The organism is Ralstonia insidiosa, from assembly GCF_008801405.1.
GTDB lineage: Bacteria > Pseudomonadota > Gammaproteobacteria > Burkholderiales > Burkholderiaceae > Ralstonia > Ralstonia insidiosa.
Genome location: NZ_VZPV01000002.1, coordinates 804,318 through 825,699 on the forward strand (window position 1 = coordinate 804,318; position 21,382 = coordinate 825,699).

The following is a 21,382-nucleotide window of genomic DNA, read 5'->3' on the forward strand; positions in this document are numbered from 1 at the left end:
CGTCTCCTTGTTGTTGTGCAGGCACCTCAAGCCAGGCGCGGCACCTCGTACACCAGCGCCGGCTGGAGGGTGTCGATGGCGTCCACCGGCTCGGGCGGGCGCCACAGGAACAGCGAGAAGGTCATCTTCTCGGGTGTCACGTCGATGATGGTAAAGCCGTTTTTCTCGGTTGGGCGCAACGCTTCCTGCATGGCGACGGACAGTGCCGGCGTGGTCTCGATGCTGCGGAAGGCGGAGGGGAAGCCCATGTCGCCGGTGCCCAGCGTGCCGGTCATGACGGCATGCACCGGATGCGCGAACTCCAGCTCGGCCGACCGCGACATCGCCCCGACGGCCGACGCGTGAAAATCGCCCTGCACGATGACGGCGGCGCGCTGCTGCTGTTGACCGAGTGCCGCCACCAGACGCTGGTGTTGCGCGTGCCAGCCGGTCTGCCAGCCGGGCTTGGGTTGATTGCCGACCAGTCGCCCGGTCTTCGTGTCGAGCAGATCCGGATACCAGTCGCCCAGCTTGCCGGAGGAGTACGCAAACGGCAGCGATGGCACGTGAAAGAAATGTGCCGTGTCTTCCGCACGCGTGCGCGCCACGATCCAGTCTTCCACCCACTGCGGCACCACGCGTGCGTGCATGCCCTTGTTGTCGAGAAAGCGCCGGCAGTCATACAGCACCGCTTCAAGCAGGGTACCGTAGCGCAGGGTGCCGAACGCGCTGTTGGTGTCGGTGGGCATGCCCGCCTTGTCGCCGCCGGGCAGCCATACAGGGCGGTTGGCATCGGGCAGGAACTCGGGGTAGTAGCGGTGCTGTGTCAGCTCTGCGCCAATCAGCCCATACGGCTCCGGCGGCAGCGTGGCGACCTTTTCGTCAAACTCGTCGTTCTCGAAGGTGTCGTGGTCATCCGTCAGGAAGTACGCGGGCGTGGAGCGCAGCGCGGTGCCGTACAGCCCGCCGATCTGGTAGTCGCACACGCGCGTGAAGATCGCCTCGTTCTTCGGGTGCGACATCGGCACCGACATGTCGAGTGCGCCGCCAAATTTTGTCCACATCAGCTCGCGCACCTGGCGTGCGAAGGGCTTGTTCTGCGAGGTCTGCAAGTCCCAGTAGATGTGGTCGCCGTTGGCGATGACGGCATCGGGGGCGAACGCCATACCGCGCGCCAGCAGGCGGCGGCGCGCGGCCATGTCGAGCCAGGCGGTCTTGCCGGCAATGGAGGGGCCGTCGTAACCGCCGGCGCACGTGTAGGCGAGTATGCGCAGTCGCGCGGGTGTGGCGTTGGGTGCGGGGAAGGTCTTCAGCGGCCAGGCATCAGCCAGCGGCTTGCCACCAGCGTCGACAATGCGCAGCGTGTACTGCGTGGCCGGCTGCAGGCCGCGTACATCAAAGCGCCAGAAGCGGCCTGCTGTATCGGTGGGCTCGCCAGCAACACGCTTGCCGTTCACGATCAGCCACGGTGCGCGCGCCAGTGGTGCCTGAAACGATGCCTTGATGAGAAAGCGGTCATGGCTGGCCGCGGGGATCAAGTGTGCAAGCTGCCCGGCATGCCAGTTGGTATCCGCTGCCGGTGTGGTTGCGAGTGCGGTGTCGGGCAAGGTCAGGCCAAACGCGCCCAGGCCGGCCGTGGCGGTGCCGAGGGTCAGGAAATCGCGCCGGCTCATGCCGTGCGGTGCTTGGGTGCGTGGTTTGATCGGGGCGGACATCTTCCATCCTGTGGCGTGGTGCGAAGACGCCATCGTCCTGAGTCATGTCCACGCTGAATGTTCAGCTTTTGACAATCTAGGGGTTAGTCCTCAACCAGAGGCAGCGGTGCCGCGTATACGGGCAAAGCGAGTCGCGGCGAGACGGTCAGGGCTTTGCGCGTTCGATCGGCACGCCATGTTTGGCGCAGGCCGCTGCTGCACGCATTGTGCGAGACCTTGCGACAATGCACGCGAACGTGCCGCCGCATCGGCGGTGCAGCGAGGGCTGACATGCATATCACTGAGATTCGCGAGCAGGCCATTCCAGTTTCTCGGTATGACGATCTGTCCATTCCATCGGGCGGGCTGACCACCAGTCTGGTGGCCGTCACCACCGATGTGATGCGTGATGGAAAACCGGTGGTCGGTTACGGCTACGCATCGGTCGGCCGCTTTGCGCAGGGCGGGTTGATTCGCGAGCGCTTTGCACCGCGCCTGCTGCGCGCATCACCCGGTAGCCTGGCGGATGATGCGGGCACCAATCTCGATCCGTTCCGCGCGTGGCACACGATGATGGCGGGCGAGAAACCCGGCGGCCACGGCGAGCGCTGCGTGGCCGTTGGCACACTCGACATGGCGATCTGGGATGCGGCTGCGAAGATTGCCGGTGTGCCGCTGTACGCCTTGCTTGCACAGCGGCTCGGCAGGGTGGCGCAGCCGCGTGTGCGCGTGTATGCCGGCGGCGGCTATCGTTATCCGCAGGACGATCTGGCGCGCCTGGCTGATGAGATGCGCCGCTGCGTGGATCTCGGCTTCACACACGCCAAGATCAAGATGGGTGGTGCGCCGTTGGATGTGGATTGCCAGCGCATTGAAGTGGCTGCTGCACAGTTGTCTGGCACCGGCAACCTCGCTGTCGATGCCATGAACCTGTATGACCAGACCACCGCGCTGCGGGCCGCCATCGTGCTGGAGCCCTATGCGCTCTGGTGGTTTGAAGACCTGTGCGACCCGCTGGACTTCACCACGCACGCCAAGGCGGCCGAGGTGTATGCGCCGCCCATCGCGGCGGGCGAGGCGTTGTTCTCACAGGCCGAGGCGCGGTTGCTCGATCAATACGGTGGCCTGCGCAGCGCGCGCGATGTGCTGGTGTTTGACCCCGTGCATTGCTACGGCGTGCCGGGCTACCTGCGCATCATCGACACCATGACCGCGCACGGCTGGCCGCGCTATGCATTCTGGCCGCATGGCGGACATCTCTTTGCGCTGCATCTGGTGGCGGCGCTTGGTCTGGGCGGTGCGGAGGTCAGCCCGTTTGCGTTTGCGCCGTTTCGTGGGCTGGCGGATGGCGCACGCATCGAGGCCGGCAATGCAGGCTTGCCGGAGGCACCCGGGATTGGTTTCGAGACGCATGCTGAAGCGTGGGGCACGTTTCGGCAGGCTTTTGCGTGAGCACGGCAACAACGCGAACCGAACCATTGGAATGCCGATCCGGCATGCAAGCGATATGCAATTGACCAGGCCAACTTTGCGCAAATCTGGCCGATGATCGTGCAGGTTATCGCGCGGTTTATGCCTGTAGTGAGCGCGCCTCGTATTCGAGAACAAGCACTACAGATTGCCGGTATGCGCAGCATGAAAACCGTATCGAATTTTGTATAGTTTCCTCACGCTGCTTCCTGGCCTTAGCGGAGCGTAAGTCGACATCCAATCAAGATCACCCCGCTGGGAGCCTTCCTGCATGGGCGTTCGTGTTTTCTCTACCGATCATCAGGCGACGTCGTGGCGCGCGCAATGGTTGCGCAACCTGAACGCCATGCCTGATGCTGATGCCGCGTTCCGCAGCCTGCACGCGTTTGTCACCCCGCTGGGCTTTGAGTACTACGCCTACACGCTACGGACTTCTGTGCCGATCACGCGCAGTCATGCCGTGTCATGGAGCAACTACCCCGAAGCGTGGCTTGCCACCTATGCGGCACGCGGGTATGCGGAGTGTGATCCGGTGCTTCAGTTCTGCCAGCGCAGTGTCAGTCCGCTACTGTGGCCGCAAGCGGACAAGGTGGGCGAGTCGGATGCATCGTACTGGGCGGATGCGCGCGCCTGTGGGTTGCGCCACGGTTGGTCGCAGACGGTGCGCGATCATCGCGGTATCTTCGGTACGTTCAGCCTCGCGCGCAGCACCGAGCGCATCACGGAGGACGCGCTTGTCGTTGTTGAGCCGGAGATGATCTGGTTGGCTCAGCTCGTGCACGCCACCATCAGCAATCTGGTGGTCGCACAACTACTGCCCGACGCAGCGGCACCGCTCAAAGATGTTGAGCGCCGAACGCTGCATTGGACAGCGGAGGGCAAGACTGTCGCCGAGGTAGCTGCCATTCTGGAGATGACCGAGCGCAACGTCAGCTTTCACATTCAGAACGCCGTGGCCAAGCTCAACGCGGCCAACAAGACGCATGCGGTGGTGAAGGCGGCGCTGCTGGGGCTGATTCCAGCAATCGGGTAACAGCGTGTTGCCACGGGGGCTAGGCGATGGCCGACAGCGGTTGTGCGGGCTGCATCGCTTCCAGATAGAAGCCGCTGTCGCTCTGCTTGGCGCGGCGCTTGGCCAGTGCGGCTGCCGTGCCGATGTCGTCGCTGTTGCGCGCGGCGCCCGGGACCACATGCAGCGCGCCCACCGCCATCGTCACGAAGCGGAAGAACGCCGGCAGGCCCTTGCGGTCTTCCGCGTGGATGCCGCCGGCCAGTTGGTCTGCTGGCGTGTACATCGCCAGTGCATTGGTGTTGAACGTGGCGATGGCATGCTCGACGCGCGCATGCCAGTCGGCGCTCTGGAACAGGATCAGGAAGTCATCCCCACCCACATGGCCGAGAAAGTCGCGCGTCGGCTCGCACGCCGTGGCCAGTACGGCGGCGGCCATCTTCAGCATCTCGTCGCCCTGCCAGTAGCCGTACTGGTCATTGAAGGGCTTGAAGTGGTTCAGGTCGACATAGCAGGCGTAGAACTCCGCGCGCGCTTCCAGCAAACGTTCAATGTGCAGGTTCAGCGGAATGTTGCCGGGCAGGAACGTGAGCGGGTTGGCATAGCGCGCCGCTTCAATGCGGATCTCGGTGACGGTGCGCACGAGTTCTTCGCCCGTGCCCAGGCCCAGGTAGCGGCCGTGCTCGGTGATGATGAAGCCGTCGGTCAGGTAGCGCTGGTCTTCGCTCATCAGCAGTGCAGACATGTCTTCCAATGAGGCGGATTTCTCCACCAGAACCGGCTGCCGGTTGGCAAACGCCAGCGCAGATTTCTTGCCGTACAGTTCACGGTGATACGGCATCGCGTAGCGATCAATGAAGGCGCGGCGGGCGATGAGCGCCAGCGGCCGTTCGTCTTCATCGAGCAAGGCCACGGCGTGCAGATCGGGGTGACGGTTGAACAGGTGCAGCACGTCGTCGTTCCTGCAGCGCAGGGGCAAGGTCGGCGCCACGCGCAACAGCTTGCTGGCCGTGATGGCACGCCAGCCCACGCGCACGGCCTGTGGGAACACTGCAATCTGCGACGACTGCAGCACGCGCGCCGCCTGGCTCGACATGTCGCCAGCCGGCTTGTCCTGCGGTCGCCCCAGGAAGAAACCCTGGCCAAAGCGGATGCCCAGATCGCGCACCACGCCCAGTTCATCTTCCGTTTCCAGCCCCTCGGCAATGATGCTGGTCGCGCCGCCCTTGAGCGTTTGCTGCAAAGAGCGGGCGACGTCCAGCTTGGCCGGGTGCTTGGCGATATCGCGCAGGAAGTATTTGTCGAGCTTGATGAAGTCCGGCGTCAGTTCGATCAGCAGGTTCAGGTTGGCATTGCCCGTGCCGAAATCGTCCAGTGCGCACTGCATACCGAAGTCGCGCGCCACCGACAGGGCCTGGGCAAAGCTGGCGAGGTCGTCGATGGGCGTCTGCTCGGTCAGCTCGATCACGATGCGCGACGGGTGCAGATCGTGGTCGGCAATCTCATGCAACAGGCGGGCGTGATTCTGCAGCAACTGGCGCACGCCGAAGGCGCTGAAGTTCAGGAACAGCTTGCCCGGCAGGCGCATGGCCGAGAAATTGGCAATGGCCAGGCGCGCGGCGGTGGTCTCCAGCGCAACCGCGCTGTCCGTGTCCGATGCCGCGGCAAACAACGCGGCGGGTGACTCCATGGCCGTGCCCGCCGGCCCACGCAGCAGTGCCTCGTAACCAAGCACCTCGGTGGTGGATAGGCGGAAGATCGGTTGAAACACCGTACGCAGCATCTCGGGCGCAATGCCCGCCGGCAGGGGAAGCGGTGATGAGGTCATGGGTCAGGGCGCAGGATCGGACATTCCGCCTAACGGCCCACTGAACACAGAGTTAAATGAATTTTTTGTGACGTACGCTGTGGTGCGGGTTGGCGGATGATGGCCCCCACCACAGAGGGGCTCAGGCCAAAATGCTGTGTGCGCTTGCGTTTCCCTGCGGCGCCATCCATTCACGCTGCGCTTGACCCTCACACTGCGTGAGGTCCTAGCCTGGGTTCAAGCCAAAAGACAGGAGCAGGCCATGTTGTTGAAAGTGGGCGATCTCGCCAAACGCTGCGGCCTCACGGTCCGCATGCTGCATCACTACGACAGCATCGGCCTGCTCACGCCTTCGGCCCGCTCCGATAGCGGCTACCGGCTGTACGACAAGGCTGACATTGCCCGGCTGCACCAGATCCAGGCGCTGCGGCGTTTCGGCATGTCGCTAGCTGACGTTGGGGCTTTCCTGGCAAGCCCGGGCGTTCCCCTGACCACGATCATGGAACGGCAGATCGCGATGCTCGATCAGCAGATCACGCAGGCCAGCGTGCTGCGCGACCGGCTGACCCGTCTGCACGACCAGCTCATGCGCAAGGAAGAGCCCGAGCTTGCCGAGTGGCTCACAACCTTGGAATGGATGACCATGTACGACAAATACCTTTCGCAGGAAGAGCGCGAGCGCGCAGAACGGCTGGATGCGGATACCGCGCGCCACGAGCGCTGGGCGGCACTGGTGGCCACCGTGCAGGAGGCGATGACGCGCGGGGTGCATGCCCGCAGCACGGAGGCACAGGCGCTGTCCAAGCGCTGGATGGAATTGCTCGCGCAGGATACGGCGGTGGACCCGATTCTCACGGCCAAGCTACACACCATGCACATCAACGAGCCGATCCTGCAGGATCGCACCGGCATCAGCCTGGCCATGCTCGACTTCATCATGGAGGCGGCCAACGAAACCAAGCTGGCGCTCTATGCGAAGTACCTGTCGGCGCAAGAGCTGCAGTACATGCGTGCGAACTTCGGCAAGCGTGCCAACGAGTGGCCGACCCTCATTGCCGAGGTGCGGCAGCACTTGGCCAAGGGCACGGCGCCGCATGCGCCAGAGATGCAGCAGCTTGCCCGGCAGTGGATCGATCTGTTCCGCTCCTATGCGGGCGATGATCCGCAGACGCAGGCGAAGATCCGTCTGGCGATGGAGCGAGAGCCGGCGCTTTCCGCCAGCCCGTGGATGGGCCCCGACCTGATCGCCTACGTGCGCGAGGCGATGGATGGGTTGATGAAGGCGGCGTAAGCCCAAAGACAAAGCGCCCGCTGGTTCTGGCGGGCGCTTTGTTATTCAGCGATCAAGTCGTTAGTCAGCCGACTTCTGCAGCCGCCGTTTGCGCCGCACGCGTGCAACCAGCACGCCCACGACCGACAGCACGATCACCCACGGCAGCAGGTAGGCCACCGCCGAGATCACGCTCGCGCTGGCATGCACCAGCGACGGCAGGAACTCTCGCAGCGCATTGCCGATGGGCGCCCACAGGCTGCGCGCCGCAGTCTGCCGGGTGCTCAGGTCGATCGACAGCACCTCGCGGTTCACGCGGTCCATCAGATGCGAGCTCTGGCCGGTGGCGGCTTCCAGCTCGGACTGCGTTTCCGACAGCTTTTCTGCGATCAGGATCAGGTCTTCCACCTTGGTCGCCTTGCGCTGCAGGTCGAGCAGGCTGGCGCGGTAGTTCTTCAGCATCTCCAGGCGCTTGCCGACCTCGGCAATCGGCTGGCCCAGGTCATCCACGTGCGTGCCTTGGCTGACCACGCCACCGCTGTCGGCCAGACGCTTGCGCATGGCACGTACGCCCTCGGGGCTGGCGCGCAGGTTCAGGTGGGCGGTGCCGCCGCGCTGGTCACGTTCAAGCTGGATGCTGGCATCCATGACCGTGCAGTGCCAGGTGGCCTCGTTCACGCAGGCGTCCTGCAGCTCGTGGTACAGGTGCTCCATCTGCGGGGCATCGACTTCCAGCGAGACGCGATGCTCGTAGGCGAGGAACCGGCGCTCGGCACCATCAGCCTGCTTGGCGCGGGCCTCCGGTGCGGCGGCCACCATGCCAGTCGGTCCGGCGCCACCGGCTGCGCCGGGCGCTTCTTCTTTCTTGCCGCAGGCGCTAAGTGACAGCGCGATCAGGAGAACGCCGAGGAGTCTTGTCATGGGCTATATCGGTTCGGGAGAGATCGGGGGGAAATTGCGTGCGCAGTCTAGCGCACGTTTCTGAGCAGCTTCCCGGCCCGGTTTCGCCTTTTCGTTCCGACTGCACCCTCGATGTTTGGCCATGAACGCTTCCCGCCCATGTGGGAAGCGCCGTTGCATCGACCGCCACCCCGTCGGTCTGCGCGTGCTGTGCTGGGCGAATCGTCAGAAGCCCAGGTCGCTCAGGCCGGGGTGATCGTCGGGGCGGCGACCCAGGGGCCAGTGAAAGCGGCGCTCGGCTTCGCGGATCGGCGCATCGTTGATGCTCGCCAAACGACGGCGCATCAATCCGTTCTCGTCAAACTCCCAATTCTCATTGCCGTAAGAGCGGAACCAGTTGCCACTGTCGTCGTGCCACTCATAGGCGAAGCGGACGGCCACGCGATCCCCACCAAATGCCCACAACTCCTTGATGAGCCGGTAGTCCAGCTCACGTTGCCACTTGCGCCGCAGGAAGCCGACGATCGCTTCACGCCCCTGCACGAACTCGGCACGGTTTCGCCAGGTGCTGTCGACGGTATAGGCGAGCGCGACTTTTTCAGGGTCGCGGCTGTTCCACCCATCTTCGGCCAGGCGGACCTTTTCGATGGCGGTTTCCATGGTGAAGGGTGGCAAGGGCGGGCGCTGTGTGCTCATTGATGGTCTCCAGGATTGGCAAGGCGAGCGCGTAGCTCGGCGTTTTCGGCTTCGAGCCGGGCCAGTTGATCGCGAAGCGGACGGACTGCGTCGCTGACTTCCTGCTCGGTGAAGCGCGGCGTGATGTGCTGCGGGCAATTCCAGTCGAAGCTCGCGAGGTGCAGCCGGAAGATGCGTTCGGGCATCGCACGGTAGCCGGGCGCGGCAACGCGTGCAGCCAGCGCAGGGTCCGCGTCGAGCGCCAGGGTTTCAACATGGACATACATCTTGAGCCGCGCGCGGTGTGCATAGTCCATGAGGAACAGGCAAGCGCGATCGTCGGCCGCGAGATTGCCGGTGCTGATGTACTGGCGGTTGCCGCGATAGTCGGCAAAGGCAAGCGTGCGATCGTCCAACATCTTGAGGAAGCCGCGTGGGCCGCCTCGATGCTGGACGTAGGGCCAGCCCGTCTCCGAAACGGTCGCCATGTAGAAGCTGTCGCGATCGGCGATGAAGGCCGCTTCGTTGTCGGTGAACCGATCGAACTCGCGGCCCTCCTTCAACTTCAAGGCCTGCCAAACGTGGTCCACACCCATGCTGGCCTGCACCGCCCGCACGCTGGGCGTCACCGCAATATCGAGAAAACCATAGGACATCGTTGGCCTCCGCTGGTGAGAAAGCGGACCAGGGCTTGATTCAGGCCAGGTGCCTCGGTCCGGTTGCCATCGGGTTGCGATTAAGCGGCTTCTGCGGCGAGCACGACGGGAAAATCGATCTCCGTCTTCGCGACTTCGTTCAGGTAGTTCGTGAAGCTGTTCTCAGCAACGAGGCCGACAATCTCCACGATCTGGGCATCGGTAAAGCCGGCCGCGCGGACCGCCTTGATATCGGCGTCGCTAACGTGGCCACGCTCCTTCGCCACCTTATAGGCGAACTGGACAGCCGCGTTTGCCGTGGCATCGCCCGACGCACCCTGGCGATTCAGGGCGATTTCCTCCGGACTGATCTTCGCCAGATTCAGGCCGAGATAGGTGTGCGCCGACAGGCAGTAGTCACAGCCATTCACCTGGGCCACGGCCAGCGCGATCCGCTCGCGGGTCTTGACGTCGAGCGTCTTCGAGAGCGCGCCCTGAAAGCTGGTGAAGCCCGCCAGCGCGGCAGGGCTGCTGCCGATCAGCCGGAATAGGTTCGGCACGACGCCGAGTTGCCGGTTGACGGCGTCCAACGTGGGCTTGGAAGCTTCCGGCGCGGTATCAAGGGATGGGATGGAAAGGCGGGACATGGGCGTTCTCCAGTGACTCAAGCGCGGAATGCGCTCGGTGAAACGGATCTTGCCTCTTTCCATTTCTGTTGATAATCCGGCAATATTAAGAATATCTCTACCAAATTCTGGAAGGATAAGATGGATCGCCTGGAGGCCATGTCGTTGCTGGTGGCGGTTGCGGAGAAAGGCAGCCTATCTGCGGCGGGACGCGATTTGAAGGTGCCGCTGGCCACCCTCAGCCGCAAGATTTCCGAGCTGGAAACGCGGCTCGGCGCGCGGCTGCTGATCCGCTCGACCCGCAAGCTCACGTTGACGGATGCCGGGATCGCCTATGTGGCGTCGGCACGCCGCATCCTCGACGAGGTGGAGGAGGCGGAGCGCCAAGCGGCTGGCGAGTTCACCGTGCCCAAGGGGGAGTTGGTCGTCACCGCGCCGCTCATGTTTGGGCGCCTGCACGTGCTGCCGGTTGTCACCGACTTTCTGGCGGCGTTTCCTGAGATCAACATCCGGCTCATCCTGTCCGATCGCAACGTGGATCTGATTGGCGACCATGTGGACATGGCGGTGCGCATCGGGAAGCTGCCGGACAGCTCGATGGTGGCCACGCAAATCGGCGTCATGCGAACGGTCACGTGCGCCAGCCCCGGGCTCCTTGCCGGTCGCGGCACACCGCAGGCTCCCGATGATCTGTCGCGTCTTCCGTGTGTGAGCGTGGATACGCCCATGCCTTCGCCGTCGTGGCGATTTCGGAATCCACGATCCGGCACGGTGATCGACGTTCCGATCCTGCCGCGTCTGACCGTTACGACTCCGGAAGCGGCAATGCAGGCGGCAGTCCGCAAGGTCGGCATCACGCGGTTGCTGCATTACCAGGCGGCGGAGGCTGTCGAGCGTGGCGAGCTGCAAGTCTGCTTGGAGGCGTACGAGCCGGAACCCGCCCCTGTTCATCTCGTGCACGTGGCACGTGGGCAGATGCCGTTGAAGATGCGTCGCTTCCTTGATTTTGCCGCGCCACGCCTGCGGCAGGCACTCAGCGACGTGGCTTCTTCTCGGGGCAAGTCAGCGATGCGCCGGGAGTCAAACTGAGGCGCTGTCCAGCGAACAACGGTGCTGAATGAAGCCATCGTGAAATAAAAAACGCCCGCCGGCGAACCGGACGGGCGTTTTTTCTGAGGATGGCGATGCGGGTATCAGACGCCTTGCGGTACGCCGCGCGGTGCGCGTTTGCCGCTTTGCGCCGGCGCGTCTTCATGCACGTGCTCGACTTCATCCAGATAACGGGTGTGCCAGCCGCTGCGCACCCCCCAGTGGTAGAAGAACAGAGAGATCGCCGCCACGATGCCCATGTCCCAGCCGTACGGGATGTAGCCATGGCCGCCAAACTCCTTGCTGCCGCAGTACGACAGCACGGCGATGGTCGGCAGGTAGGCGATCATCCACCAGGCGCCCTTGAGCTCCGTCTTGAAGTCAGGCCAACCGGCCTTGGCCTGGTAGTAGAAGTACACGGGCAGTGCCACCAGCATCAGCACGATGATCTCGCCGGTCAGCGGCCACTTGGCCCAATACAGGATCAGCGATGCGCACACGAAGGCAAACGGTGCGATCAGCGACAGGCCTGCTAGGCGCAGCGGGCGGTGCAGACCCGGGGAGGTCTTGCGCAGCGACATCACGCTGATCGGGCCCGTCAGGTACGAGATGACGGTCGCCACCGAAATGACGGCTGCCAGCGCACCCCAGCCGCGGAAGAAGAACAGGAAGATGAACGACACGCCCAGGTTGAACCACATGGCCGGACGCGACACGCCAAACACCGGGTGCACGCGGCCGAAGATGGCCGGCATGGTGTTGTTGCGCTCCATCGCATAGATCATGCGCGTGGTGGTGGCCATGTACGTGCTGCCGGTGCCCGACGGGCTGACGAACGCATCGATGTACAGCACGATGGCCAGCCAGTTCAGGTTGAGCGCGATCGCCAACTGGGCAAACGGGGAGTGGAAATCAATGCCGTGCCAGCCACCCACCAGCGACTCCGGCGGCACCGCGCCCAGGAAGGCGATCTGCAGCGCCACATAGATCACGGCCGCCAACAGGATCGAGCCGATCACCGCAATGGGCACGTTGCGGCCCGGGTTGCGTGCCTCGCCCGCCAGGTTGATCGGGCTCTGGAACCCGTTGAAGGCAAACACGATGCCGCTGGTGGCAATGGCGGTCAGCACGGCGGACCAGCCATAGGGTGCGAAACCCTGTGCCGCGCCACTCGCGCCTTCGGTCATGCCGAAGTTGCTCGGGTGGAAACCTGCGCCGATGAGCGCCACAGCCGTCGCCGCCGGAATGATGAACTTGAAGATGGTGATGGCGTTGTTGGCCTTGGCAAACACCTTCACGCCCCAGTAGTTCAGCAGGAAGTACACGATCACCAGCACGGCAGAGAGCACCAGCCCCACCGGCGTCAGTTCGCCATGTTGGAACAGCCCCTGCGCCCACGGCCACGGCCACGAGCTCATGTACTGGATGGAGGCCTCGGCCTCAATGGGGATGACGGTGACGATGGCGATCCAGTTGGCCCAGGCCGCCACAAAGCCCACCAGCGAGCCGTGCGAGTAGCGCGCATAGCGCACCATGCCGCCGGACTCGGGGAACATCGCGCCCAGTTCGGCATACGTCAGGGCGATGGCCAGAATAACGATTGCGCCGATGACCCAGGTGAAGATGGCGGCAGGGCCTGCCACCTGTGCGGCGTGACCTGCACCGAACAGCCAGCCCGAACCGATGATCGAGCCCAAGCCGGTCAACATCAGGGGCCAGGCGCCAAGGTTGCGTTGTACGTTTTTTTCCAAGGGAGTCTCCACCCCGGCGAGTTCGGACGCTCGACAGGGCATCGCGGCTTGCTTAACAGTCCGCTTAGTTCTACCGAGGCGACGCTGTTTTGGCATCGCCCACCGTCCCATGTGGTGGGTTTCACCAGCCTGGGACATGCGTGCACGGATTGACGCGTAGCACCAACCGTACCTGTCCGGTCGCGTTGAAAGGCGGGGGCACGGTGCCTGCCTTCCGGGGGGATTCGCGTATAGTCATCGGCGACGTTGTGCAGGGTGCCGCACTTGTCGCGCGATTGCCGGAACTCGCAATGGGGCGCAATCATAGCGAAATCGCCGGCGGTTGCACCTCTTTTTCATCCGATTTTCACTGTCCCTCCCCATTTTTTTGCCCTCATGGAGTCCTCATCCGTCACATCGGTTGCACCTGCTGCGCCTGTGCAGTGGCATCGGCGCGTGCTGACGCTGGCGTTTCCCATCGTGCTGGCCAACCTGACGCAGCCGATCCTGTCGGCGGTGGATACGGCCGTGGCGGGGCATTTGCCGGGGCCGGAATACATCGGCGGGGTGGCGCTGGGCGGGGTGTTCTTCAACTTTGTGTTCTGGGGCTTCGGCTTCCTGCGCATGGGCACCACGGGGCTGGTGTCGCAGGCGCATGGTGCGGGCGATGCACGTGCGCTGCGGGCGAGCGTGGTGCGTGCGTTGCTGCTGGCACTGGCCATTGGTGCGTTGTTGCTGGTGCTGCAGGGGCCGGCCATCCGCATCACGCTGACGTTGCTGGGGGCAAGTGACACCGTCACCCGCATGGCCGAGGTGTATTGCCATGCGCGTATCTGGTCAGCGCCGTTTGCGCTGGCCAACTATGTGGTGCTCGGTACCTTGCTCGGGCGCCAGCAGGTGCGGCGCGCGTTGCTGCTGCAGGTGTTCATCAACGCGGTCAACATGGCGGCGGTGCTGGGCCTGGTGCTGGGGGCGGGCATGGGTGTCGGTGGCATCGGCGCGGCGACAGCGCTGGCGGATATCGCCGGTTTTGCGCTGGGCATGTTGCTGCTGTGGCTGCAGCGGCCGCTGGGTTTGCCGCCGCTCACGCGCGCTGAACTGCTCGCGCGCGATGCCTGGCGCCGGCTGATGGGTTTGAACACCGACATCTTCCTGCGCACGCTGTGCCTGTTGGGCGCCTTCGGCTGGTTTGCCCACGCGGGCGCCAAGCAGGGCGACGTGGTGCTGGCTGCCAACGCGCTGCTGCTCAACTTCCTGACCTTCATGGCCTACGGGCTGGACGGCTTTGCGCATGCCGCCGAGGCACTGGTGGGCGCCGCATTGGGCGGACGTGACCGCCATGCACTGCGCATGGCAATCCGCGTATCGACGTTCTGGTCAGTGCTGGGGGCGGGGCTGTTTGCGGCGGTGTATGCGTTGGCGGGCTCGGCCATCATCGGCGTGCTGACCGATCAGCCGGCCGTGCGCGAAGCCGCGCGCCACTATCTGGTGTGGGCGGCGCTGCTGCCGATCGTGTCGGTGTGGGGCTTCCAGTTTGACGGCGTGTTCATCGGCGCCACGCGCACGCGTGAACTGCTGGTGACGATGGCCGTGGCGGCTGCCGCGTTCTGGGGGTTGTCGGTCACGCTGCAACCGCTTTGGGGCAACCACGGGCTGTGGGTGGCGATGCTGGGTTTTATGGCGCTGCGTGGGTTGATGCTTGGAGTGTTGCTGCCGAGGGTGTGGCGGGCGGCTTAGGCTTCAAACGGAAAATGCTGCGCTTCGTACTGCTCGTCTTGAGATTCACTTAACTTTGAACTTTGTTCGTTTAACTCTGAACTCCACGGAAGTGCCAACGGGCACGGCCGGGCAACCGGCAGAAAGCGAGGCAGAGGCCGGAACCGGGGCACGATCGGCAGAACGGGGAGGATATTAGGCTCAGTTCGGCCAGAAGCAGCCGCTCGGTAGGTGAAGGAATACAATTTTTTCTTGCTCTCAAGGGAAGCCAACCAACGATGCATAGAACGGAAGTTTCTCATTTCTATCTTGGCCGGATAACTGATGCCTCTCGATTCTTAAGCTTTCTCGCTGAACACTACGGCGAGGATGAAAATCAACCAGTTTCCGAGTTCTACGGCTCTCAGGGTGAGTTCTTCTGTGACCATGATTTCATGGAAACAGGGCTGCGACAGTCGGGCACTTCACTCGAAGAGTTCTTTGCACCTCACTCGTACTCGGACAAATGGTCGGAAGCGCTATGTGAAGCGGCGCGCGCGGCCAATTTGGGAGATGCGAACGCGCTGATTTTCATAAATTGCGAACAGATAAAATCGCCAAGGTCAGTGCATGGAGAAGGGTTCGAACTGGTCTACATCGGGATGTTCGAATATCCAATTTGAGCTTCTCGAATTTAATTTCGCCCGATGCGACGCCTGCTGCTAGGCGACCGCTTTCGGTTGAATCCGCAGTCAAGAGCAGCCGTTGGTTGAGCAGCTTGAATCTGTATCATTTCATTCAAAGATACCTCCTTGATTCCGATGATTTCAAAAGACTTGCTTGGCGACTTCGCCGGGGCTATCTCAGGTGCAGCCACAGATGCACCAGACAAGTACCCTGATTGGAGCTACTGGACTTTTGAGACTCATATGGCCGACATCAAGGACCTGTGGGGCAAAATTCGCCTCCAGCTACTGGCGGATGAGGAGATGACCAAGTTCATCGACGAAAAGCTTCAGTACATGTTTTCGGCATTCGAGTGCGGCGACAACGACGGCGGACGCACCGCAGCATGGGCGATATACAACGCGATAAATAAACTTAGGTAGCGACTGCTGTCTTGTAGGGGTGAGTCTGCTATCGGCTGCGGATTCAACCGGTCGATGCAACAGATTGTGGAAAATTACTGCGGAATTTCTCGCTCATGTGCCGAAGGGCGCAACCCAGACGGTCTGCCAACGAACCATGCTCGCCAAACGAGAGGAGCCCTTGTAATGCTGAGAAGTACTGTAGTGCTGGTGGCCCTTGCATTGGCAACCCAAAGTGCAAGCAGTATCACGCCCGCCGACCCATCGATAGGAAGCTATCCTTGGTTTGTTGCATTGGATCAAAGGTGCCCGCAAAAGAGCGCTTCGCGCGAAGCCGCCTTGGAAAGGTACAAGCGCCACCTCATCGCCAATATCCGAGCAATAGCCGCAGGGCTACCGGAATCTCAGGCGGCCATCTTTTTGAAGCGCGCCGACGAATTGGAAAGGACTGGTCCTTCGACGGTGGACCTAGATCGCTTCGCCGACATATTCGCCAAGGGAAGTGCTGAAGAGATACAAGAACTCTGTCAGTCTTTTGAAGTCGACGTGAACGACCGGCTAGCTATCGAGCGGCAGCTCATGCAGACCGTGAATCCCATTCGGTCACCGAACACAAATTCGAGGTGAACGGCCACTTTGAGCAAGAACCACTGTCCCTTGTGGGTCGATCACGGCCAGCCCGTGCTATTTCTGACGTTGGAAACGTAGCCGGAAAGTTCAAAGTTAAGAGAACCAAACCTCGGATAGTTCAAAATTAAGTGAACCAGCAATTCAGACTGAATTGAGCGCGGTCTTTGGAAAGCGCGGCGCTCGCTGATGCGAGAGTTCAGCGTTGAGTGAGTCTCAACAGCTCGATCAGCCCGGTCATGATTCCGAGGCGATTTCTATCTGTCATGCCGGGCTTAGCGGCAGCATCGACGAGTTTCGACGCGATGGCGAGCGCCTCGTTGTAATCGTCTTCAGTCTGTAGCAGTTGCGTGCCCATTGTTTGCGTTCACTACTGCGCACACTCCACCACCAGCAACGCCGTCGCCACCGTCTTCCCCGCATTCGAAATCGCGTGCTGCACGTCCGCCGGGTAGCGCGCGGATTCTCCGTGCCGTACCTTTTTCTCGCTTGCACCCGATTGCACCGTCAGCGTGCCGCTGAGCACCGACAGGTGCTCTTTCGTCCCCACCTCATGCGGTTCTGACGCCAGCACACCGCCTGGCTGAATCGACAGCTCATACCACTCAAAACGCGCCGCCAAGTCCACCGGCCCAAGAATCTTCAATTCGCACTTGCCATCCGGGCTTTTGATGACTGGGATGGAGTGAGCCGGGATGACGGTGACGGACGGCGCCGCATCCGCCGCACCTTCGGGCGAGAGGAAATCCGCCAGCCCCACGCCCAGCGCGGTTGCCAAGCGCCACAGTACGGCCACGGTGGGGTTGGCGAGGTTGCGCTCGACCTGCGAGAGCATGGACTTGGACACGCCGGCGCGGCGCGAGAGTTCGTCCAGCGACAGCTTGCGTGCCTGACGCAGCACTTGCAGCTTGGCGCCAACGGCCGGTGGGCCGTCAGCAAGCCCTTCTTCAAACGGACGGGTGGCAGGGGCTTGTGCCATCGGATGGTATCTTGTAAATTGAACAAATTATTCGATATATCGAACTTGTTCGATTTATCGATCAACGCAGTCTACAGGAGGAGCACCATGGGGACAACGGCAGGCAATGCCTCGACGGGGGCTTCGATCGAAGCTTTCTACGCCAACATCCGCCACGAGCTGGAAGCCATTGAGGAGGCCGGTCTGTACAAGACCGAGCGCATCATCACCTCGCCGCAGGGCAGCGTGATCCACACGGCTGACGGTAAGGAGGTCATCAACCTCTGTGCCAACAACTACCTGGGTTTGTCGTCGCACCCCGAGGTGCTGAAGGCCGCGCACGAGGCACTGGATTCGCACGGCTTTGGCCTCAGCTCCGTGCGCTTCATCTGCGGCACGCAGGATCTGCACAAGACGCTGGAAGCGCGGCTGGCCAAGTTTCTCGGCACGGAAGACACCATCCTCTACGGCTCGGCGTTCGATGCCAACGGTGGGTTGTTTGAGACGTTGCTTGGCGCCGAAGACGCCGTCATCAGCGATGAGTTGAACCACGCGTCCATCATCGATGGCATCCGCCTGTGCAAGGCACAGCGCTATCGCTACAAGCACAACGATCTGGATGACCTGCGCGCGCAACTGAAAGCCGCCGATGCAGCCGGCGCGCGCTTCAAGCTGGTCTTTACCGATGGCGTGTTCTCGATGGACGGCACCATCGCGCGGCTGGATGAAATTCGCGCCATTTGCGATGAGTTTGGCGCATTGCTGGGCATTGATGAGTGCCATGCCACGGGCTTCCTGGGCAAGCGCGGGCGCGGCTCGCACGAGCACCGCGGCGTGTTCGGCAAGATCGACATCATTACCGGCACGCTGGGCAAGGGCCTGGGCGGTGCATCGGGTGGTTTTACCAGCGCGCGCAAGGAAGTGGTGGCGCTGCTGCGCCAGCGCTCGCGGCCGTATCTGTTCTCGAATACCGTGGCACCGGCCATTGTTGGCGCCAGCATCAAGGTGCTCGACTTGCTGGAGGCCGATACCTCGTTGCGTGACAAGCTGGAAGACAGCGCACTCTACTTCCGCCGCAAGATCGTTGAACTCGGTTTTGACATCAAGCCGGGCGACCACCCCATCGTGCCGATCATGGTGTACGACGCGCCCAAGGCGCAGGCGCTGTCCAAACGCCTGCTGGAGTTGGGTGTGTATGTGATCGGCTTCTTCTACCCGGTGGTGCCCAAGGGGCAGGCGCGTATCCGCGTGCAGATCAGCGCGGTGCACGAGCGTGAGCAGCTTGATGCGGCACTCAAGGCGTTTGAAACCGCCGGCAAGGAACTGGGGATCATCTGATGAGCAGCAGTACTGGCACTGGCACCGCGCCGCGCATTCTCATCATCGGCGCCAATGGGCAATTGGGGACGGAGCTGGCGGCGGCGCTGGCCGAGCGTTACGGCACCGGCAACGTGGTGACCAGCGACATGGTGCCCAAGGGGCGCCATCCGCAGATCCGCCACGAAATGCTCGACGTGACCGATCGCGGGCAGTTGCGCGAGATCATCGAGCGCCACGGCATCACGCAGATCTATCACCTGGCGGCGGCGCTTTCGGCGGCCGCCGAGCAATCGCCCACGTGGGGCTGGCAGCTCAACATGAACGGCCTGCTGAACGTGCTGGAGGCCGCGCGCCAGCACAACATCGAGCGCATCTTCTGGCCGAGTTCAATTGCGGCATTCGGGCCCACCACGCCGGCCGACAACACGCCGCAGAGCACGATCATGGAGCCCAAGACGGTCTACGGCATCTCCAAGCTGGCGGGCGAGGGCTGGTGCCGCTGGTACTTCGAGCACCACGGTATCGACGTGCGCAGCCTGCGCTATCCGGGGCTGATCTCGTACAAGACCGCTCCGGGCGGCGGCACCACCGATTACGCCATCGACATCTTCCATTCCGCCGTGAAGGGCGAGCGCTACACGTGCTTTCTGGAGAGCGACGAGGCGCTGCCCATGATGTACATGCCCGATGCCGTGCGCGCCACGATCGAGTTGATGGAAGCACCAGCCGAGCGCATTACCGAGCGCGGCAGCTACAACCTGGCGGGTGTGAGCTTTACGCCGGCGGAGCTGGCGGCGGAAATCCGCAAGCATCATCCGGCGTTTGACGTGGCGTACGCGCCGGATTTCCGTCAGGCGATTGCCGCAAGCTGGCCCAACTCGATCGACGATTCGGTCGCCCGGCGCGACTGGGGTTGGAAGCCCGAGTACGGCGTGGCGGAAATGACGACCGACATGCTGAAGAACCTCGCGCACCTGGCGCATTGAGCACCTGCCCGGCAGTCGGCGGAAATAGAGCCGACTGCCGGGCTGCTCCCAGTATCGGCCGGACAGGTTGTGTCCAACCATGCAGCATGCCCGCCCCTTCCTGCTCCCGTGGCATGCCCTGTCCGCCGCACCCACTTCGTGATGCGGCGTAAGCGCCTGAGCGGCGCTGCATCCGTCACCTCCGCATTGCTTGCAGCACATGTTTCCGTGACCAAGCGGCGCCGGCCTCTCTTGCCTGGTAAGTTTTAAAACAGGTTGTAAAAACGTTCAGTTATCGACCAACGGCACGAGCGTGCATTCGCCACGCGTCCTGAAGTCGTCACCATCCGGCTACAAAATCGGGTGCGTGCGCGGCAGTGCAGCAAACGGTGCTGCAGGCCATTGAGCCGTTGCTGCAGCGGGTTTCAACCACCTTCCGACCGGTCGGTTTTGTGCCAAGTGTGTAAGCAGATGTTGCATTGCACGGTTCTGGCCCGATGCTTGCTCAATGTCGTGCGGTCACGCTGCGTGAGCAAGCGCTTTGCGCCTCACGCACACAACGTTCTTCCAAATAAGCGGATCCGGAGCAATCCACGGCATTCGCACTTCGCTTCTCCACTGCTGGCGCTCTCGCACTTCGCCGGTGGCAGGGCGCTTCTTTCGGACGGTCCCGGGGTTTCAACGGTCGACTACGCGCACGTGCACGCCTGCCGCGGCAGGCTCGGTATGCGCGCGACCGGAATCGCTTCACCAGAAAACGAGGAAACCATGAAAGCAGTCCTGCTGGAGAATCATCCGTTGCTGCGAGCCGGACTTGGCGCACTGCTCAAGCATCCCACCCTGGGCCTGGAAGTCGTTGCCCCCGTGTTGCCGGTTGGCGAGCCGGGCGACGTGCATGCTGTTGATACGCGTGCCGACCTGCTCGTCATCGGCCTGGACGAAGCCGATGGCCCAGTCGACACGGCCCAATTGCGTGAAGCCATTGCTTGCAGCGAGGCCAGCCGCGTGGTGTTGCTCGCGGCCCGCCTGTCGGCAGAAGAGGCGCACGTTGCGATGACGTGCGGGGTGGATGCCTATGCCGCCAAATCACAGCCGCCTGAAGTGCTGCTGGCCACGCTGCAGCTGGTGCTGGCGGGCGGGCAGTCGTATCCGGCATTGATGCCACGCCCGGCCGCCACGGCCGTCACCATGCTCGCGCTTGATGCGTCGGAAGCCGCGCAGCGGTTGAATGTGTCGCTGCGCCAGTACGAGGTGCTGGTGCTCCTGTCGCGCGGGCATTCGGTCAAGGGTGTTGGCCGCCTGCTCGGCATTTCGGAAGCCACCGTCAAAACGCACGCGTGCACGCTGTATCGCCGCCTCAATGTGCGCAATAAGAGCGAAGCCGTGTATGCGGCCATGCGCCTGGGCATTCCGCTGGAACTGCAAGGCACTGCCATGGCGCAGGGTGAAACCACTGCCGCCGTGCAGGAAGACACCGCCGTGTTTGTCCAGACCGCTGCCGGCCCGTCGCGCGCGTCTGCGTCCACCTCGATGTCTGCCACCGATGCTGTGATGAGCGCGCCCCGCGTTGCGGTGGCCGACCACGGTGCGGAATCGCGGTGGGCGGCCATGACACGCGCCTTTGGCGGCGTGACACCCGCCAAACCACCACGCCCGCACGTGCGCACCGCCAACGGCACAGCCCGCTTGGGCTGACACGCTCGGGTCTCCAGCGTCCGATCCCCACGTCACGCGGTTGACCGCGTTGAGCGCATCGACGTGCTGTACGGCTTCTGGCGTCGGGCAACATCGTTGCGGACGAAGACTGATCGCTTGAACCGGCAGACGGCCATGGCGTGCCTTTCC

At 63.0% G+C, this 21,382-nt stretch carries 20 protein-coding genes; 11 read left to right on the plus strand and 9 right to left on the minus strand.

Annotation, left to right across the window (positions count from 1 at the left end; genetic code table 11):
• Nucleotides 1-26: 26 nt before the first annotated feature.
• Nucleotides 27-1,694: a twin-arginine translocation signal domain-containing protein gene (locus F7R11_RS20450; RefSeq protein WP_082932955.1), complete on the minus strand. Its 1,668-nt coding sequence runs from the start codon at nucleotides 1,692-1,694 to the stop codon at nucleotides 27-29.
• 270 nt (nucleotides 1,695-1,964) lie between these two features.
• On the opposite strand from F7R11_RS20450, the gene F7R11_RS20455 reads away from it, so the two are divergent.
• Both F7R11_RS20455 and F7R11_RS20460 read left to right on the plus strand, forming a co-directional pair.
• On the plus strand, nucleotides 1,965-3,125 hold the full coding sequence (locus F7R11_RS20455; protein WP_064808306.1) for an enolase C-terminal domain-like protein: 1,161 nt from the start codon (nucleotides 1,965-1,967) through the stop codon (nucleotides 3,123-3,125).
• Nucleotides 3,126-3,414: 289 nt separating this feature from the next.
• Nucleotides 3,415-4,176: an autoinducer binding domain-containing protein gene (locus F7R11_RS20460; RefSeq protein ID WP_064808304.1), complete on the plus strand. Its 762-nt coding sequence runs from the start codon at nucleotides 3,415-3,417 to the stop codon at nucleotides 4,174-4,176.
• Nucleotides 4,177-4,195: 19 nt separating this feature from the next.
• Here F7R11_RS20460 and F7R11_RS20465 read toward each other — a convergent pair whose 3' ends face one another.
• A complete protein-coding gene (locus tag F7R11_RS20465; RefSeq protein WP_064808302.1) occupies nucleotides 4,196-5,980 on the minus strand; it encodes an EAL domain-containing protein in 1,785 nt (594 codons plus the stop codon).
• 241 nt (nucleotides 5,981-6,221) lie between these two features.
• Between F7R11_RS20465 and F7R11_RS20470 the strand changes: the two genes are divergently transcribed.
• Complete coding sequence (locus tag F7R11_RS20470) at nucleotides 6,222-7,250, plus strand: MerR family transcriptional regulator (RefSeq protein ID WP_064808301.1); 1,029 nt, start codon at nucleotides 6,222-6,224, stop codon at nucleotides 7,248-7,250.
• A gap of 60 nt (nucleotides 7,251-7,310) precedes the next feature.
• Here F7R11_RS20470 and F7R11_RS20475 read toward each other — a convergent pair whose 3' ends face one another.
• The 4 genes from F7R11_RS20475 to F7R11_RS20490 form a co-directional block, all read right to left on the minus strand.
• Nucleotides 7,311-8,150 carry a DUF4349 domain-containing protein gene (locus tag F7R11_RS20475; RefSeq protein ID WP_082932954.1) on the minus strand — a complete coding sequence of 280 codons (840 nt, stop codon included), beginning with the start codon at nucleotides 8,148-8,150 and terminating at the stop codon, nucleotides 7,311-7,313.
• A gap of 204 nt (nucleotides 8,151-8,354) precedes the next feature.
• The gene (locus F7R11_RS20480; protein ID WP_064808299.1) at nucleotides 8,355-8,825 is read right to left on the minus strand and encodes a nuclear transport factor 2 family protein; all 471 of its coding nucleotides are present in this window, start codon (nucleotides 8,823-8,825) and stop codon (nucleotides 8,355-8,357) included.
• Entirely contained in the window at nucleotides 8,822-9,433 is a 612-nt protein-coding gene (locus F7R11_RS20485) for a pyridoxamine 5'-phosphate oxidase family protein (RefSeq protein WP_231973298.1), read from the minus strand. Before F7R11_RS20485 ends, F7R11_RS20480 begins: the two co-directional genes overlap by 4 nt.
• Nucleotides 9,434-9,540: 107 nt before the next feature.
• The gene (locus tag F7R11_RS20490) at nucleotides 9,541-10,086 is read right to left on the minus strand and encodes a carboxymuconolactone decarboxylase family protein (RefSeq protein WP_064808295.1); all 546 of its coding nucleotides are present in this window, start codon (nucleotides 10,084-10,086) and stop codon (nucleotides 9,541-9,543) included.
• A 120-nt stretch (nucleotides 10,087-10,206) separates the two neighbouring features.
• Between F7R11_RS20490 and F7R11_RS20495 the strand changes: the two genes are divergently transcribed.
• On the plus strand, nucleotides 10,207-11,154 hold the full coding sequence (locus tag F7R11_RS20495; protein WP_064808293.1) for a LysR family transcriptional regulator: 948 nt from the start codon (nucleotides 10,207-10,209) through the stop codon (nucleotides 11,152-11,154).
• A gap of 104 nt (nucleotides 11,155-11,258) precedes the next feature.
• On the opposite strand, the gene F7R11_RS20500 is transcribed toward F7R11_RS20495, so the two are convergent.
• Complete coding sequence (locus tag F7R11_RS20500; RefSeq protein WP_064808291.1) at nucleotides 11,259-12,905, minus strand: APC family permease; 1,647 nt, start codon at nucleotides 12,903-12,905, stop codon at nucleotides 11,259-11,261.
• Nucleotides 12,906-13,280: 375 nt separating this feature from the next.
• Here F7R11_RS20500 and F7R11_RS20505 point away from each other — a divergent pair, with 375 nt between their 5' ends.
• The 4 genes from F7R11_RS20505 to F7R11_RS20520 all read left to right on the plus strand — a co-directional run bounded on the left by F7R11_RS20505 (nucleotide 13,281) and on the right by F7R11_RS20520 (nucleotide 16,294).
• A complete protein-coding gene (locus F7R11_RS20505) occupies nucleotides 13,281-14,621 on the plus strand; it encodes an MATE family efflux transporter (protein WP_064808289.1) in 1,341 nt (446 codons plus the stop codon).
• 257 nt (nucleotides 14,622-14,878) lie between these two features.
• Nucleotides 14,879-15,262 (plus strand): immunity 22 family protein, encoded by a 384-nt coding sequence (locus F7R11_RS20510; protein WP_064808287.1) that lies wholly within the window; start codon nucleotides 14,879-14,881, stop codon nucleotides 15,260-15,262.
• A gap of 129 nt (nucleotides 15,263-15,391) precedes the next feature.
• On the plus strand, nucleotides 15,392-15,688 hold the full coding sequence (locus F7R11_RS27170; protein ID WP_197495053.1) for a hypothetical protein: 297 nt from the start codon (nucleotides 15,392-15,394) through the stop codon (nucleotides 15,686-15,688).
• 165 nt (nucleotides 15,689-15,853) lie between these two features.
• Entirely contained in the window at nucleotides 15,854-16,294 is a 441-nt protein-coding gene (locus tag F7R11_RS20520) for a hypothetical protein (RefSeq protein ID WP_064808283.1), read from the plus strand.
• Between the two features lie 199 nt (nucleotides 16,295-16,493).
• Here the strand turns inward: F7R11_RS20520 and F7R11_RS27090 are convergent, their stop codons facing one another.
• Together F7R11_RS27090 and F7R11_RS20525 are read right to left on the minus strand one after the other, a co-directional pair.
• Nucleotides 16,494-16,652, minus strand: coding sequence for a hypothetical protein (locus tag F7R11_RS27090; protein ID WP_156669037.1), 159 nt, complete (start codon nucleotides 16,650-16,652; stop codon nucleotides 16,494-16,496).
• A gap of 12 nt (nucleotides 16,653-16,664) precedes the next feature.
• The gene (locus F7R11_RS20525) at nucleotides 16,665-17,273 is read right to left on the minus strand and encodes a helix-turn-helix domain-containing protein (protein WP_064808281.1); all 609 of its coding nucleotides are present in this window, start codon (nucleotides 17,271-17,273) and stop codon (nucleotides 16,665-16,667) included.
• 87 nt (nucleotides 17,274-17,360) lie between these two features.
• Between F7R11_RS20525 and kbl the strand changes: the two genes are divergently transcribed.
• The 3 genes from kbl (at nucleotide 17,361) to F7R11_RS20540 (ending at nucleotide 21,232) form a co-directional block, all read left to right on the plus strand.
• Complete coding sequence (kbl, locus tag F7R11_RS20530; protein WP_064808279.1) at nucleotides 17,361-18,590, plus strand: glycine C-acetyltransferase; 1,230 nt, start codon at nucleotides 17,361-17,363, stop codon at nucleotides 18,588-18,590.
• A complete protein-coding gene (locus F7R11_RS20535; RefSeq protein WP_064808277.1) occupies nucleotides 18,590-19,558 on the plus strand; it encodes an NAD-dependent epimerase/dehydratase family protein in 969 nt (322 codons plus the stop codon). Before kbl ends, F7R11_RS20535 begins: the two co-directional genes overlap by 1 nt.
• Nucleotides 19,559-20,305: 747 nt before the next feature.
• Nucleotides 20,306-21,232, plus strand: a complete 927-nt coding sequence (locus F7R11_RS20540; RefSeq protein ID WP_064808275.1) for a response regulator transcription factor — start codon at nucleotides 20,306-20,308, stop codon at nucleotides 21,230-21,232.
• The last annotated feature ends 150 nt before the right edge of the window (nucleotides 21,233-21,382 follow it).